The sequence below is a fragment of the Blastomonas sp. genome (assembly GCF_046294995.1).
Classification (GTDB): Bacteria; Pseudomonadota; Alphaproteobacteria; order Sphingomonadales; family Sphingomonadaceae; genus Blastomonas.
Genome location: NZ_JBKBOG010000003.1, coordinates 70551 through 84825 on the forward strand (window position 1 = coordinate 70551; position 14275 = coordinate 84825).

Genomic DNA, 14275 nt, shown 5'->3' on the forward strand with positions numbered 1-14275 from the left:
GAACCACTCGCCGCGCCATCGGTTTAGCACAAATGTGTCCTGACTTGGCAGCTTGAAACCCACCTCGGGTTGTCCACGGGTGCAAGCTAGCGAATGACCACCAACGCGATCACCGCGAATTGAACTGGCCCACTCTTTGTCGTATCCGTTTTGGATTGACCAACCTTGCATCACAGTGTCGTCTGGAAATTCATGGTGCTGTCGCTGATAATCCATAACGAATTCTCCGAGAGCGGAAAACCGCATCTCATTCATCCTCATATATGCTGTCCCTGCGTCTAGGCGCGTTAAAGTCGCATAACTTGTCAGGGCAGCCAACGCCGCGAACAGAATTAGCAAAGCTACTGCTAAGCCTCTAAATATCAGAGTTAAGTGTCGCATTGCCTCACAAGGTCCGAACGTCCAAATTGCAGCAAGGGGCAGTTAGCCACCATACATTTGTTGTCTGCGTCGCGTAAAGAGCCCTTTCCTGTCATGAAAGGAACGGGTTCGTTTCCTGAACAATAACTGTTGCTTGAAGGCGCTTCGAAAACGGCAAAATGCGCTCAGCCTGAGCCTGTCGTAGGCCACGCGCCGTCGGTCGGCTCCCATGCGCTACCGTTTTCCGGCGAAAGCCGGAATCCAGCGCGAGTGCAGCGCGATCTGACCCCTGGGCTCCGGCTTTCGCCGGAGAACGGCGTTGGGGGATGGCCAGGATTTGCGCGGGGAAGTTAAGTGGGGCAAAAGCGGGGCTTCACGCGCGCCCCCCCTCAATGCAGCTTCAGTTTCGGCCGCACGATCTGGTTCACATGGCCGATCACGATCAGCGAAATCCCCCTCATCCACCCATGGATCGCGATCAGGTGCATGCGGTAGAGCGACTGGTATGCCCAGCGCGCCAGACGGCCCTCCACCGCCATGCGCCCGCCGACGAGGTTGCCCATCAGGCTGCCAACGGTCGAGAAGCGGCTGAGTGAGACCAGCGAGCCGTGGTCCTTGTAGACGAAATCGCGCATCGGCTTGCCCTGCTGCACGCGGCAAAGGTTGTCGAAGATATGGCTCGCCATCTGGTGTGCAGACTGCGCGCGTGGCGGGATGGGGCGCTCCTGTCCCGGAAGCGTGCACGAGGCGCAGTCGCCCAGCGCGAAAATGTGGTCGTCAAGCGTGGTCTGCAGCGTCGGGCGAACGACGAACTGGCCGAGCCGGTTGAGCTCGAGATCGCTCATCGCATCGACACCGTCGGCGCCCTTCACGCCCGCAGCCCAGACGATCAGATCGGCCCCGATCGTCTCGCCGCTCTTTGTCTCCACCGCGTGCTCCTCGACCCGCACCACCTGCGTGTTTTCGCGGACGCTGACGCCGAGCTGCTCGAGCTCGTGCTTTGCCACCGCCGCCAGCTCGGCATCGATCTGCGGCAGGATGCGCGGCCCGGCTTCGACCAAAGTGACCTCGAGCTTCGATTCGTCGAACACCTCGAGCCCGTAATTGCGCAGCGCCTTGGCCGCGTTGTAGAGCTCGGCGGATAGCTCGACCCCGGTCGCGCCGCCACCGATGATGCAGATCCGCACCCGAGCCTCGGGATCGCCGGTGTTGTGTGCGTGGTTGGCCCGCAGGCAGGCGTTGAGCAGGCGCTGGCGGAAGCTGTCGGCCTGCGCGCGATGCTCGAGAAACTGCGCATGCTCCCGCACGCCCGGCGTGCCGAAGTCGTTGGAGACGCCGCCGAACGCCAGCACCAGATAGTCGTAGCGGATGCGGTGTCGTCCGATCACCTCCCTGCCCTGATCGTCGATCAACGGCGCTGTGGTGATATGCCTGGTCGTGCGGTCGATGCTTTCGAGCGTGCCGTTGAAGAAGCGATAGCCCCAGCGCACCGCGTGGCCGCCATAGCCGACCTCGTCGAGGTTGGCGTCGAGCGATCCTGCGGCAACTTCGTGGAGCAAAGGTTTCCAGATATGGGTCTGGTTGCGATCGACCAGGATGATGTCATGCGCGTCGCGGCCGAATTTGCTGCCCAGCCTGCGCACCAGCTCAAGCCCGCCGGCCCCGCCGCCAACAACGACGATCTGCGTCTTCTGATCGGTCACGTTACCCCCGTAAAAAGTGTCAAGCAAAGTTAACACATATTATCGATTGGCAAAGCTTTTTGGGCACTTGGGCCCAAAATCAGGAAGAAGCCGCCTTGCCGAACGGCCGGTTGAGCTGGACGATCCTGGCATTGAGGATCGCCGCAAAGCTGACCCAGACGAGATACGGCACGATCAGCCAGCTCGCGAGCACCGAATAGGGCCGCAGGAAGACACACATCGCGAGCACCGATGCCCACAGGAAGACCACCTCGATCTGCGCCCAGTCGGGCCGGTGGAGCTTGAAGAACAACGGCGACCACAGCAGATGGAACACGAAGTTTGCGGCGTACAGCACGATGATGACGCCGCGATCGGCCTGCGTCTCGGCGCCATTCCACGCCAGCACCAGCGCCCAGGCGGCAAGGCCCAGAATGGTGGTCCAGGCCGGGCCGAACAGCCAGTCGGGCGGTTGCCAGCTCGGCTTTTTAAGGTTCTTGTACCAGCTGCCGATCTCGGTCAGCAGTCCGCCTGCTCCGCCCAGAATGACGGCCCAGGCGATTGCGGCGATGACGGTGGGGCTGAACATGTCCCGACAATGGGGCGCAATGCTGCATTGCGCAATGGCAGATGTCGCCACTTGCCCGTTATTCGCTTGCCGCATGCCGGACAGGCTGCTGAAATAGCGGCAGTTTGCAGATAAAATAAAGGGGCCCCCTGCCATGTTGCCTTGCCGCCGTTCGACCGCTTTGACCCTCGCCGCCGCGTTGGCCGCGAGCACCATTGCCGCGCCTGCTCTCGCGCAAAGCCGCGCCAATGACGCGGGGACGCCGTCACTGACCATCAAGGCGGCGAAGGCGCAGCATCGCGCGGTGAGCTTCGCCACAACGCTACCACCGGCGGGCGGCACATTGGTGCTGCCGCTGACGACCGAAGCCGATCTGGCCTCCCGCGCCAGCGCGCTGAGCGAGGCTGAGCGTGGCGCGATTGCCCGCGCGCTGACTGCAGCCGAGTTCGACTATGAGGCGCAAGGCGCGCTGTCGTTGCGCGGGATCGGCGGATGGGACAGGATCCACGTCGTCAGCACCGGCAAGGACATGAGCCCGGCAGCGCTTCAGAAACTGGGCGTCATGGCCGGTCGCGCGCTGATGAAGGACAAGGGATCGATTACAGTGCTCGCCAGTGGCCTGTCGGCAGAAGCCTCTGCCGAGATCGCGACCGGCATGGGCATCGGTGAATACCGCTCCGACCTTTACAACGCCAAGGCACGCGATGCAGCCGCCATGGCCGGAACCACCATCGTCAGCGACGCGGCAGACGGTGCGCGCGGGCTGTACGAGGGCCGCGGCAAGGCTCTGGTCGAGGGGATGGCGTTTGCGCGCGATCTTTCCAACGAGCCTGCCAACGTTATCTACCCCGAAAGCTTCGTCGAACGCACCCGCGCGGCATTCGCTGGGGTCTCCGGCGTAACGATCGAAGCACTCGACGTGCCCGCGATGGAACGACTGGGCATGGGATCGATCCTGGGCTCGGGCCGCGGCTCGGCGCGCCCGCCACGGATGCTGATCGTGCGTTACACCGGGCGCGGCGCGCCTTCTGCCGGGCCGGTGGTGCTGGCGGGCAAGGGGATCACGTTCGATTCGGGCGGCATATCGATCAAGAACAGCGGCGGCATGGGCGATATGAAATTCGACATGTCGGGCGCCGCCAGCGTCGTCGGCGCAGTGCTCGCGCTGTCGAAATCGCGCGCGCCAGTTGATGTCGTCGCGATTGCGGCGCTGTCCGAGAACATGCCCGATGGCAACGCGGCACGCCCCGCAGATGTTCTCCAGGCGATGAACGGCATGACGATCGAGATCATCTCGACCGACGCCGAAGGCCGGCTCGTGCTTGCCGATGCGGTGGCCTATGCCGATGCGAAGCTGAATCCTGCGGCGATCGTCGACATGGCGACGCTCACCGGATCGATCATGACCGCGCTGGGTGACGACTATGCCGGGCTGTTCAGCCGCCATGAGCCACTCGCCAGGCAGCTGCTGCAGGCGGGCGATGCCAGCGGTGATTTGCTGTGGCAGATGCCGCTGCACCCGAGCTATGCCGAGGACACCAAGTCAACGATTGCCGATATCAAGAATTCGGGTGCCAGCGGTGCGGGGGCTGGCGCGGGCGCGCATTTCATCGGTGCGTTCGTCAAGCCCGAGACGCCCTGGGCGCATATCGACATCGCCGGGATGGCGTGGGGCGGCGCGAACGACCTCAAGCCGGCCGGATCGAGCGGCTATGGCGTCCGATTGCTCGAAGCGTTCGTGCGCAATTTCCAGCCCGTCCCCAAGGTCGCAGCCTCCGATTAAGGGCGCGCCGAAGCCGCGTCGCCGTCAGCCCCTGAAGCTGTCCTTGGCGGCGCGGCGCTCGGCGAGTTCGGCGGCGGTCCTGGCGCGCATGAAGGGGTTGGTGGCACGCTCGAGCGCGATGGTGGTCGGCACCGTCGCCTCGCCGCGCGCGCGCATCGCGTCGACCTCGACCATGCGCTGCTTGATCTCGACGTTGTCCGGCTCGGCGACCAGCGCATAGCGCCCGTTCGACTGGGTGTATTCGTGCGCGCAATAGACCTTGGTCTCGCCAGGCAGCGCCGACAGCCGCTGCATGTTGGCGAACATCTGTTCGGGCGTGCCCTCGAACAGCCGCCCGCAGCCCATCGCGAACAAGGTATCGCCGACGAAGACCACCGAAGCCTCGGCAAGATGATAGGCGATGTGGCCGCTGGTATGCGCCGGCACGTCGATCACCTCGGCGCGCAGCGCTCCCAGAGCAACGCTGTCGCCATCGCGCACCATGTCGTCGAGCGTCGCGATCCGGTCCTGCTCCGCCGCCGGCCCGGTGATCGTGCAGCCGGTCGCCGCCTTGATCGCGGCATTACCGCCGACATGGTCGGGGTGCCAATGGGTGTTCCAAATCTGGGTGATCGTCCACCCGCGCTCGGCTGCCGCCGCCAGCACCGGTTCGGATTCGGCGGGATCGATGACCACGGTTTCGCCGCTGTCGGGCTCGTGCGCCAGCCAGATATAGTTGTCGGACAGGGCGGGGATGCGGACGATTTCTATCATCCTGCGTGTTTGCCCGTTTCTGCGCATGTTGCCAAGCCCGGGCACGGGTGCCTCGCAAGGCGTGATGGGAGCGAACGCCAGCTTCGCTCGTTGGTTGGCATCACACCAATGGAGATTTTATGCTGCGTTCTATCCTGATCGGCGTCGTCGCCGGATCGCGTTCGATGACCCCGCTGGCCGCCGTGAGCAGTGCCGTGAGCGAGGGCAAGCTTCCCGCAGGCGATGGTATGTCGGCGCTGCTCGGCCATCCTTTGGTCGTCACGGGTACCAAGGCATTGGCAGCCGGAGAGATGCTCGGCGACAAGATGGATTCCGCCCCAGACCGCACCGTGCCGGCCGGCACGACGGCGCGGGTCATCACCGGCGCAATTGCCGCCGCCGCGCTCGCTCCGCGCGACCAAAGGTGGGTGGCGGCGATCCTGGGAAGCGCCAGCGCGGTCGCGTCGGCCTATGTCACGCTCGACCTGCGCAAGCGCGCGATGCGTCATCTGGATCAGAAAACCACAGGGATGATCGAGGATGCGCTGGTGGTCGGAGCGCTCGCGATGGCCATGCCGGGGCCGGCGAAATCGGGCTGGTTGAGCCGATAACGGGAAAGGGGTGGTGGACAGGGCTGGATTCGAACCAGCGTACGCTCTCGCGGGCAGATTTACAGTCTGCTGCCATTAACCACTCGGCCACCTGTCCACACGATTTTCCCTGTGTGTGGCCCCCCGGGAGGGGCCGTTCTTGCCGAGAGGCGGTCCCTTGAACAATTCGCGCTTCCCTGTCAATGCCGACAGGACGAAAAGCGAAAGCACCCCATGCCCGGTGGTGGCATCGCCCAGGAAAGATTTGAACGAACATGGCAAAGCGCGGCGTGCGCAACCGGCAGCGGAAAGCCGGTCTTGAAGGTGGCAAGTTTCCACGGTTCTGGGGCACTCATGCGGTGGAAGCCGCGTTCAACAACCCTGAGCGACAGATTCACTGGATTCGCGGCACGCGCGAGGCGCTGGCGCATTTCGATCTGCCCGCCGGCGTTCCGGTAGAGTTTGCCGATGTCGCCGATCTGGCCCGTCTGGTGGCGCGCGACGCGCCGCACCAGGGCGTCGTCATCGAGGTCGAACCGCTCGACGACATGCTGCTCGGCGACGTTCTGTCGGGCGATCCGCTGCGTCCCATTCTGGTGCTCGATCAGGTCACCGATCCGCACAATGTCGGCGCGATCTTCCGTTCTGCCGCGGCCTTCGATGCCGCCGCGATCGTCACCCAGGACCGGCACGCGCCTGCCGAATCGGGAACCGTGGCCAAGGCCGCATCGGGCGCGCTCGAATCGGTGCCGTGGGTTCGGGTGGTGAATCTGTCGCGCGCGCTCGAGGAAATGGCCGAGGCCGGATACTGGCGCATCGGTCTTGATGGTGATGCGCGCGACACCTTGGCGCAGACGCTGGGTGCCGGGCCGATCGCGCTGGTGCTGGGCGCTGAAGGCGAAGGCCTTCGCCCCAACGTCGCGGCCCATTGCGACGTGCTGGCACGGCTGCCGATCAGCGCGGCGATGGAAAGCCTCAACGTCTCCAATGCCGCGGCCATTTCGCTGTATGCGATTCGGATGGACCGGGGCGAAAGCTGATGCGAACGGCGTAGACGGCGCCGGGAGGGGCAGGCCAAGGCGATTCGGCGCGCTGATCATGCTGGACCCTGCCTGCCCGGAGGCGCATAAGCACTGGCGATCCCGGGTCGCGCCGGAGGGGACACACCATGAAGACGATGCGCCTGATCGCTGCCTTGGCCATACCGTTGCTGCTTGCCGGGTGCCTGTTGTCCCCCGGCAAGTTCGCCTCGACCCTGGACCTGAAGCGCGACGGCACCTTCACGTTCACCTACGCAGGCGAGATCGTGGTGACGGACACATCGTCGCCTCCTGCGGAGTTCTCCGCCAGCCCCTGCTTCGACGAAACGACATTCGACGAACGCGAATGCACCCCCGCCGAACTGGACCAGCAGCGCAAGGATTTCGATGCAGCGCTGGCGTCAAGCAACGCGCCAGGGGAAATGCTGGGCAAGGGCATGGGCGACTTCGGCAGCGAAGAGAGCATCGCCGACCTGATCGACCAGCTCAAGAAGCAGGAAGGCTGGAAATCGGTCAGCTATCGCGGCAACCGGATCATCGATGTCGAATACGCGATCACCGGGACGTTGAATCACGGCTTTTCCTTCCCGCTGATGGAAGGGGGTGGCGCGGTGATGCCCTTCATCACGCTGACCCGGCGCAAGGACGGCACCGTCAAGGTGGTGGCACCTGCATTTTCCGGCGGCGGCATGGCCGGTGAACTTGCTGGCATGGGTGCACTGGCAGGTGCCGCCAGCAGCCCTGGCAAGGCTGCACAACCCAAGCCCGAAGGCACATTTACCGTCACCACCGAAGGCCGCATCCTGACCAACAACACAGACGAGGGGCCGACCGATGCTGCCGGCAAATCGGTCCTCAAATGGGTCGTCAACAATCGGCTCGCCAAGGCCCCGGAAGCGCTGATCAGGCTTGCGGGCCAGTAACCAATCGCCTAGCCCTGCGCCAATGCACGGTTTGAACATGCTGACCCGATCGCTCGCTTTGCTGGCTTTGGTTTCACTTTCCGGGTGCACCGAGCGCCCGAGCGACGAGATGCTCCGCCCTCCACCCGAGGTTGCGCGGGTGCTGGCGGTCCTTGGCAAACAGACCGCGCAGTCTTCACGCCAGATTGCGAGCCGTGCGCAGCGCGGATCGAGCAGGCTCGTCCAGCGGTCGGCATCGATCACCGGGCCGGTTCTGGCGCAGGCGATCCGGCACGCCGAAACGCAGGCTTCGCGCGCGGGAGCCCAGAGTATCCCCGAGCCCATGACAAGGGTGCTGGCGCCATATTTCGATGCGGAGTTGCTGGCGTCAGTGCGGTGGACCATCGGTGCCGGCAGGCTGGATCTGGGCACGCTGCTCACCGACCAGTATATGGATGAAGGCGCGGTGGCGCTGAACCGGCAGGTGGTGTTCTCCAGCGAGCGCCTGACGGAAAACGTTTGGATCTGGGCGCATGAGCTTGCGCATGTGGAGCAATATCGCCGGATGGGGATAAACCGCTTCGCGGCAGCCTATATCAGGGACTGGCAGGCGATCGAGCGCGAAGCCACCGACCGCGCCAACCAGGTCACCGCCGCGATCCGGGCCGCCGGCTGACGCTCACGCCTGACGGCGGCAACCGCTGACCATCACGGACGCGCAAAAGGCGGCACATTGCTGCGCCGCCTTTTGTCTTTTTCAGTATCGCCCGGGGAGGGTTTCTGGCTTGGCGACCCCTGCCGGCTCAAAGTCTGTCTTGCTGTGATGCGCTGGTGGCGCATCAGGCGGTTCAGTTGACCGCGTCTTTCAGGCCCTTGCCGGCCTTGAACTTGGGCTGGGTGGAGGCCTTGATTTCCATCTTTTCGCCGGTGCGCGGGTTGCGTCCGGTCGATGCCTTGCGCTTGCTGACCGAAAAAGTCCCGAACCCGACCAGGCGGACTTCATTGCCCTTGGCGAGCGAACCGCTGATCGAATCGAACACGGCTTCCACCGCCTTGCTGGCATCGGTTTTGCTGAGGCCGCTCTGATCAGCGACTGCGGAAATAAGATCGTTCTTGTTCATGCCTCGGGAACCCCCTGCTCATTTTTGGATTGGCTGATTTGCAGCTTTGAGGGTGCCGAGTTAGAACCAGTTAAAACCAAGTGTCAAAGGGAAAAGCGCGCATTTCCGGGCGTTTTATCGCATAATTACCGTATTTTGGGTGTTCGGAGCCGGGTGGCCGAGATGCTGCAATGCACCATCTCGGCCCAACAGCCTGCCGGCCCCTAAACCGTCAATGCGTGATCGCACCAGCGCCCGCATCGCCGCTGCCGACTCGCGGAAGCGCTGCAAGCTCGTCCGCCTCGGTCCAGTCGATTGCCACCAGCGGATCGACCAAAGCGACCCGCAGGACCTCATCGACATGGCTCACCGGGATGATGGTCAGCCCCTGCTTCACGTTATCCGGTATCTCGGCGAGGTCCTTTTCGTTCTCCGACGGGATCAGAACGGTGGTGATGCCGCCGCGCAGCGCCGCCAGCAGCTTTTCCTTGAGGCCACCGATCGGCAGCACGCGGCCCCGCAGCGTGACCTCACCGGTCATCGCGACATCGCGCCGCACAGCATTGCCGGTGAGCGTCGAAATGATCGAGGTGACCATGCCGATGCCCGCCGACGGACCATCCTTGGGCACCGCCCCTTCGGGCAGGTGGATATGGATGTCCTTGCGCGCAAAGATGCTGGGCTTGATGCCGTAGGAAGGCGAGCGCGCCTTCACAAACGAGAACGCAGCCTGCACGGATTCCTGCATCACTTCGCCAAGCTTGCCGGTGGTCTTGATCTGACCCTTGCCGGGGACGGTCACAGCCTCGATCGTCAGCAGTTCGCCGCCCACTTCGGTCCACGCCAGACCCGTCACCGCGCCGATGTCGTTCTCGGCCTCGCCGATGCCGTGACGGTATTTGCGGACCCCTGCGAAGTCGGCGAGGTTTTCCGACGTGATCGTGATGCTGGTGTCCTTGCCCTCAAGGATACGCCGCAGCGACTTCCGCGCCAGACGCGCAATCTCGCGCTCGAGCGTGCGAACGCCGGCCTCGCGGGTGTAATAGCGGATCAGATCGCGCAGGCCCTCGTCGGTGAGGATGAACTCCTTGTCCTTGAGGCCATGCGCCTCGATCTGCTTGGCGATCAGGTGCCGCTTGGCGATCTCGACCTTCTCGTCCTCGGTATAGCCTTCGAGCCGGATGATCTCCATGCGGTCAAGCAAAGGCTGCGGCAGGTTCAGGCTGTTCGCGGTGGTCACGAACATGATGTCCGAAAGATCGATGTCGATCTCAAGATAATGGTCCTGGAACTTGCCGTTCTGTTCGGGGTCGAGCACCTCGAGGAGCGCCGAGGCCGGATCGCCGCGGAAATCCTGGCCGAGCTTGTCGATCTCGTCGAGCAGGAACAGCGGGTTGCTGGTCCCTGCCTTCTTCAGATTGTTGACGATCTTGCCCGGCAGCGAGCCAATATAGGTCCGCCGGTGTCCACGGATCTCGGCTTCGTCGCGCACGCCGCCCAATGACTGGCGCACGAACTCGCGTCCGGTTGCCTTGGCGATCGAGCGGCCGAGCGAGGTCTTGCCGACACCCGGAGGGCCGACGAGGCACAGGATCGGTCCCTTGAGCTTGTTGGTGCGTGCCTGCACGGCGAGATATTCGATGATCCGGTCCTTGACCTTCTCGAGCCCGAAATGGTCGTCGTCGAGCACCTTCTGGGCTTCGCCGATATCCTTCTTGAGCTTGGACTTCTTGCCCCAGGGCAGGCCCAACAGCATATCGAGATAGTTGCGCACAACCGTGGCTTCGGCCGACATCGGCGCCATGCCGCGCAGCTTCTTGAGCTCGGACGTCGCCTTGGCCTTGGCCTCGGGGGACAGCTTGAGCTTCTCGATCTTGGCAGCGAGTTCGGCAACGCCGTTGCCATCGTCGCCATCGCCGTTGCCCAGCTCGGACTGGATCGCCTTGAGCTGTTCGTTGAGGTAATATTCGCGCTGGGTCTTTTCCATCTGGCGCTTTACGCGGCCACGGATCTTCTTCTCGACCTGCAGCACGCCGAGCTCGCCTTCCATGAAGCCGAACACCATCTCCAGCCGCTTGACCGGATCGTCCTCGGTCAGCAGGCTCTGCTTGTCCGCGACCTTGACCGCAATGTTCGCCGCGACTGCATCGGCAAGCTTGGAGGCATCGTCGATCTCGGCCAACTGCACCGCGGTTTCGGCGGGCATCTTCTTGTTGAGCTTGGCATAGTTCTCGAACTGGTCGACAACCGAGCGCATCAGCGCGTTGACGTCGGTTCCGCTCACCGCACGCGCGGTCATCGGCTCGACTTCGGCGAGCACATGGTCGCCAGCGGTTTCCAACCGGTTGAGACGCGCGCGTTCGCCGCCCTCGACCAGCACGCGAACCGTGCCATCGGGCAGCTTGAGCAGCTGCAGGACGGTGGCGATCACGCCGATATCATAGAGATCGTCGCGATCCGGGTCGTCACGCGCCGGGTCGAGCTGCGCAACGAGGAAGATTTCCTTGTCCTGCTCCATCGCCCGCTCGAGCGCGGCGACGGATTTGTCGCGGCCCACGAACAACGGCACGATCATCTGCGGAAACACCACGATGTCGCGCAGGGGAAGCAGGGGATAGTTCTGGAACATGGTCAATTCGGTTCAATCCATCTTGGCTGAGATAGCCGATCAATCGGCAGCTTTTCAGCCCGCTATATGGTCACAGCTGCAGGCCGCTACAAGCGACCCTGCACTCGTCCGGGTTAACGTGATCAGAACGGCAGCTTGAAGCCGGCAGGCAGCGCCATGCCCTGCGCCATCTTGCTCATTTCTTCTTCGCTGGCACGGTCGGCCTTGGTGCGCGCATCGTTGAACGCTGCGGCGATCAGATCCTCGAGCATCTGCTTGTCGGCAGGGACGATCAGGCTGTCGTCGATCGATACACCCAGGATGCGGCCCTTGGCGGTGGCGCGAACCTTGACCAGCCCGCCGCCTGCGGCGCCTTCGACCTCGACCGACTCAAGCTTGGCCTGGGCCTCGTTCATCTGACGCTGGACGGTCTGCGCGGCTTCCTGCGCTGCAGCCATCATTTCTTCCATGCTTTTCATGCCTTGGCACTCCGTGTTGGCAGGTTATCGTCCTCATGTGGGGAGAATTCCGCCGCAGTCCAGTCAATTTCCGCATCGGGAAAGGCAGCCTGTGTTGCCTTCACCATCGGGTGATTGAGAATTTCATCGCGCAACGCCTCTTCGGCCCGCTTTTCCAGCTCGGCCAGGCTGGGCGACGCTTCGCCTGCACCACGCTCGACATGCCAGCGCCGGCCGGTCAGGTCGGCGAGAGCCTCGCGCAGCAGCGGCACATAGTCGTCGCGGCCCGATGCCGACTGGTAGATCAGCCGGTCCTGACCGATCTCGATGGGGCGCATGTCGGCCCCGACCTGGCCCGCCAGCAACAGCCGCCCGCCCGCATCGAGCAGATCGACGATGTCGCGGATCGTTTGTATTTCGGCGACCGGCTTGTGCGGCCGAACCGGCTCCGGGTCACGGCCGGCCATATCCCAGGGTGGCGACGCGTCCGGCATGGGCGCCGGGTCTGGTTCCGACGGTGATAGTTCAGGAGCCGGCGCGGCTTGCGGAGCCTGCGCGGGCGCTTCTGACATGCGGCGTGCCAGCGTTCCGGGATCGGGCAACGTCGAGGCATAAAGCGCGCGCATCAACGCCATTTCGCAGGCCTCGCGCGGAACAGGTGCCTGCTCGATTTCGTCATGGCCCTTGAGCAGCAGCTGCCAGAGCCGGTGCAGGCTGCCCTGGCCGAGTTTCTCGGCCCAGTCGGCAAGCGCAGCACGGTCCTCCTCGCCATGCACGGTGCGCACCCGGCCCGTCGCCTTGTGCAGCGTGATCGCATGGACCATCGCCAGCAACCCGCGCACCACTGCCAGCGGATCGACCCCCAAATTGTGCTGCGCATCCAGATCGGCCAGCATTGCATCGGCATCGCCCGCGATCAGATGCGCGAACAGCCGCCGCATCGACCCGCGATCCGACAGGCCCAGCATCGCACGAACCTGCTCGGCGCGCACCATCGCGGCGCCCGCATCATCGCTGTGCCCGCCCAGATCGGCATGCGCGATCGCCTGATCGAGGATCGACAGGCCATCGCGCACAGAACCTTCTGCGGCATCGGCGATCATCGCCAGCGCGTCGGGCTCGGCGACGACAGCTTCCTTGACGCAGATCTCAGCGAAGTGGCTCGCCAGCAACTCAGACGAAATACGCTTGAGGTCGAAACGCTGGCAGCGCGACAGCACCGTGATCGGCACCTTGTTGACTTCGGTGGTGGCGAACAGGAACTTCACGTGCGGCGGCGGCTCCTCGAGCGTCTTGAGCAAGCCGTTCCATGCCTGTTTGGAGAGCATGTGCGCTTCGTCAATGATGTACATCTTATAGCGCGCCGAAACGGCGGCGTAGCGAACCGCCTCGGTAATTTCGCGAACATCGTCGATGCCGGTGTGGCTGGCTGCGTCCATCTCGATGATGTCGATGTGGCGGCCTTCGGCGATCGCGACGCACGGTTCGCATACACCGCACGGCGCGATCGTCGGGCCGCCCTGTCCGTCCGGGCCGATGCAATTCAGCGCCTTGGCTATCAGCCGCGCGGTCGAGGTCTTGCCCACCCCGCGAACCCCGGTCATCAGGAACGCGTGCGCCAGTCGCTCGCGGCGAATGGCGTTGCCCAGGGTCTGAACCATGGCGTCCTGGCCGATCAGTTCGGCGAAGGTCTGGGGGCGGTACTTGCGCGCCAGTACGCGATAGGCCTGGCCGGTCGAGGGTAAAGGAGCAGGCTCGGCGACGGGCGGCAAGTCCAGCCCGAGGCCGGGCATCAGGGCTTCGTCGTCGGCATCGCTGCCCGTGTCTGGGTCCGTATCTGGCTGCGGGGAATCATGCATGGCCTGTGATTAGCCGCTGGCGCGCAGGGATGGAAACGAAACCGCGCGGTTGTTCAAAAACCGCAAGGCCGTTTGATGCGCATGAAATGGGGGGATTGGTAGGAGCCGGACGACCCGCGGCGAAAATCGTTGTGGCTGCTTCCTTCCGGACCTGACCAGATTGGCGACGGCTACGTCCGCCCGACTCCCAGAGCGCATATGGCGACAGTTTAAACGGAAAGCAAGCCGGGCTGATCAACCTGGTCCGTGCCGAGTCACATGCCCTGCATGTCGTAGCTTTCAGCCGGGACGCGGCAGGTCAGGCTCTCCCATTCGTCGCGCAGGAAGATCTGGCACGACAGCCGCGAGGTGCGGGTGACCGCGACCGCGAGGTCAAGCATGTCCTCTTCCATCTCGACCGGCTCGGGCAATTTTGCAAAATCGGCGGCATCGATGATCAGGTGGCAGGTCGAACAGGCCATCTGGCCCTCGCACGTCCCTTCCAACGGCAGCCCGTTCGCCTGCGCGACATCGAGCAGCCGGTCGCCGTTCTGCGCCTGTACGGTCTGGCGAGACTTGCCGTCGGCGCTGATGAACGTCACCTCGATCATTGG

General features: G+C 63.9%; 13 protein-coding genes, 1 tRNA gene and 1 other RNA gene. 5 read left to right on the forward strand and 10 right to left on the reverse strand.

Annotation, left to right across the window (positions count from 1 at the left end; translation table 11 throughout):
* Positions 1-749: 749 nt before the first annotated feature.
* Positions 750-2063, reverse strand: a complete 1314-nt coding sequence (locus ACK4R0_RS06190; RefSeq protein WP_409671827.1) for an NAD(P)/FAD-dependent oxidoreductase — start codon at positions 2061-2063, stop codon at positions 750-752.
* 79 nt (positions 2064-2142) lie between these two features.
* A complete protein-coding gene (locus tag ACK4R0_RS06195; protein WP_409671830.1) occupies positions 2143-2631 on the reverse strand; it encodes a TspO/MBR family protein in 489 nt (162 codons plus the stop codon).
* A gap of 133 nt (positions 2632-2764) precedes the next feature.
* Here ACK4R0_RS06195 and ACK4R0_RS06200 point away from each other — a divergent pair, with 133 nt between their 5' ends.
* On the forward strand, positions 2765-4393 hold the full coding sequence (locus ACK4R0_RS06200; protein ID WP_409671832.1) for a leucyl aminopeptidase: 1629 nt from the start codon (positions 2765-2767) through the stop codon (positions 4391-4393).
* 24 nt (positions 4394-4417) lie between these two features.
* On the opposite strand, the gene gloB is transcribed toward ACK4R0_RS06200, so the two are convergent.
* Positions 4418-5146, reverse strand: coding sequence for a hydroxyacylglutathione hydrolase (gene gloB, locus ACK4R0_RS06205; RefSeq protein WP_409671835.1), 729 nt, complete (start codon positions 5144-5146; stop codon positions 4418-4420).
* Positions 5147-5265: 119 nt separating this feature from the next.
* On the opposite strand from gloB, the gene ACK4R0_RS06210 reads away from it, so the two are divergent.
* Positions 5266-5736: a DUF4126 family protein gene (locus tag ACK4R0_RS06210; protein WP_409671838.1), complete on the forward strand. Its 471-nt coding sequence runs from the start codon at positions 5266-5268 to the stop codon at positions 5734-5736.
* A gap of 11 nt (positions 5737-5747) precedes the next feature.
* Here the strand turns inward: ACK4R0_RS06210 and ACK4R0_RS06215 are convergent.
* Positions 5748-5833: transfer RNA gene (locus tag ACK4R0_RS06215), tRNA-Tyr, on the reverse strand.
* Positions 5834-5990: 157 nt separating this feature from the next.
* On the opposite strand from ACK4R0_RS06215, the gene rlmB reads away from it, so the two are divergent.
* The 3 genes from rlmB (at position 5991) to ACK4R0_RS06230 (ending at position 8333) form a co-directional block, all read left to right on the forward strand.
* Positions 5991-6755: a 23S rRNA (guanosine(2251)-2'-O)-methyltransferase RlmB gene (gene rlmB / locus ACK4R0_RS06220; RefSeq protein WP_409671841.1), complete on the forward strand. Its 765-nt coding sequence runs from the start codon at positions 5991-5993 to the stop codon at positions 6753-6755.
* A gap of 128 nt (positions 6756-6883) precedes the next feature.
* The gene (locus ACK4R0_RS06225) at positions 6884-7678 is read left to right on the forward strand and encodes a hypothetical protein (protein ID WP_409671844.1); all 795 of its coding nucleotides are present in this window, start codon (positions 6884-6886) and stop codon (positions 7676-7678) included.
* A gap of 22 nt (positions 7679-7700) precedes the next feature.
* Entirely contained in the window at positions 7701-8333 is a 633-nt protein-coding gene (locus tag ACK4R0_RS06230) for a DUF4157 domain-containing protein (RefSeq protein ID WP_409671847.1), read from the forward strand.
* Positions 8334-8505: 172 nt separating this feature from the next.
* On the opposite strand, the gene ACK4R0_RS06235 is transcribed toward ACK4R0_RS06230, so the two are convergent.
* The 6 genes from ACK4R0_RS06235 to ACK4R0_RS06260 all read right to left on the reverse strand — a co-directional run bounded on the left by ACK4R0_RS06235 (position 8506) and on the right by ACK4R0_RS06260 (position 14272).
* Positions 8506-8778 carry an HU family DNA-binding protein gene (locus ACK4R0_RS06235; protein ID WP_409671850.1) on the reverse strand — a complete coding sequence of 91 codons (273 nt, stop codon included), beginning with the start codon at positions 8776-8778 and terminating at the stop codon, positions 8506-8508.
* Between the two features lie 211 nt (positions 8779-8989).
* Entirely contained in the window at positions 8990-11386 is a 2397-nt protein-coding gene (lon, locus tag ACK4R0_RS06240) for an endopeptidase La (RefSeq protein ID WP_409672230.1), read from the reverse strand.
* A 122-nt stretch (positions 11387-11508) separates the two neighbouring features.
* Positions 11509-11844, reverse strand: a complete 336-nt coding sequence (locus tag ACK4R0_RS06245; RefSeq protein ID WP_409671853.1) for a YbaB/EbfC family nucleoid-associated protein — start codon at positions 11842-11844, stop codon at positions 11509-11511.
* Entirely contained in the window at positions 11841-13682 is a 1842-nt protein-coding gene (locus tag ACK4R0_RS06250; protein ID WP_409671856.1) for a DNA polymerase III subunit gamma/tau, read from the reverse strand. The genes ACK4R0_RS06245 and ACK4R0_RS06250 overlap by 4 nt, the downstream gene beginning before the upstream one ends.
* A gap of 95 nt (positions 13683-13777) precedes the next feature.
* An RNA gene (gene ffs, locus ACK4R0_RS06255) (signal recognition particle sRNA small type) lies at positions 13778-13873 on the reverse strand.
* Between the two features lie 63 nt (positions 13874-13936).
* The gene (locus ACK4R0_RS06260) at positions 13937-14272 is read right to left on the reverse strand and encodes a 2Fe-2S iron-sulfur cluster-binding protein (protein WP_409671858.1); all 336 of its coding nucleotides are present in this window, start codon (positions 14270-14272) and stop codon (positions 13937-13939) included.
* Between the last annotated feature and the right edge of the window lie 3 nt (positions 14273-14275).

Excerpts from the sequence above, each read along its gene's own strand:
- ACK4R0_RS06195 (WP_409671830.1), bottom strand. The coding sequence starts at position 2,631 with ATGTTCAGCCCCACCGTCATCGCCGCAATCGCCTGGGCCGTCATTCTG.
- ACK4R0_RS06200 (WP_409671832.1), top strand. The coding sequence starts at position 2,765 with ATGTTGCCTTGCCGCCGTTCGACCGCTTTGACCCTCGCCGCCGCGTTG.
- gloB (WP_409671835.1), bottom strand. The coding sequence starts at position 5,146 with ATGATAGAAATCGTCCGCATCCCCGCCCTGTCCGACAACTATATCTGG.
- ACK4R0_RS06210 (WP_409671838.1), top strand. The coding sequence starts at position 5,266 with ATGCTGCGTTCTATCCTGATCGGCGTCGTCGCCGGATCGCGTTCGATG.
- rlmB (WP_409671841.1), top strand. The coding sequence starts at position 5,991 with ATGGCAAAGCGCGGCGTGCGCAACCGGCAGCGGAAAGCCGGTCTTGAA.
- ACK4R0_RS06225 (WP_409671844.1), top strand. The coding sequence starts at position 6,884 with ATGAAGACGATGCGCCTGATCGCTGCCTTGGCCATACCGTTGCTGCTT.
- ACK4R0_RS06230 (WP_409671847.1), top strand. The coding sequence starts at position 7,701 with ATGCACGGTTTGAACATGCTGACCCGATCGCTCGCTTTGCTGGCTTTG.
- ACK4R0_RS06235 (WP_409671850.1), bottom strand. The coding sequence starts at position 8,778 with ATGAACAAGAACGATCTTATTTCCGCAGTCGCTGATCAGAGCGGCCTC.
- lon (WP_409672230.1), bottom strand. The coding sequence starts at position 11,386 with ATGTTCCAGAACTATCCCCTGCTTCCCCTGCGCGACATCGTGGTGTTT.
- ACK4R0_RS06245 (WP_409671853.1), bottom strand. The coding sequence starts at position 11,844 with ATGAAAAGCATGGAAGAAATGATGGCTGCAGCGCAGGAAGCCGCGCAG.
- ACK4R0_RS06250 (WP_409671856.1), bottom strand. The coding sequence starts at position 13,682 with ATGCATGATTCCCCGCAGCCAGATACGGACCCAGACACGGGCAGCGAT.
- ACK4R0_RS06260 (WP_409671858.1), bottom strand. The coding sequence starts at position 14,272 with ATGATCGAGGTGACGTTCATCAGCGCCGACGGCAAGTCTCGCCAGACC.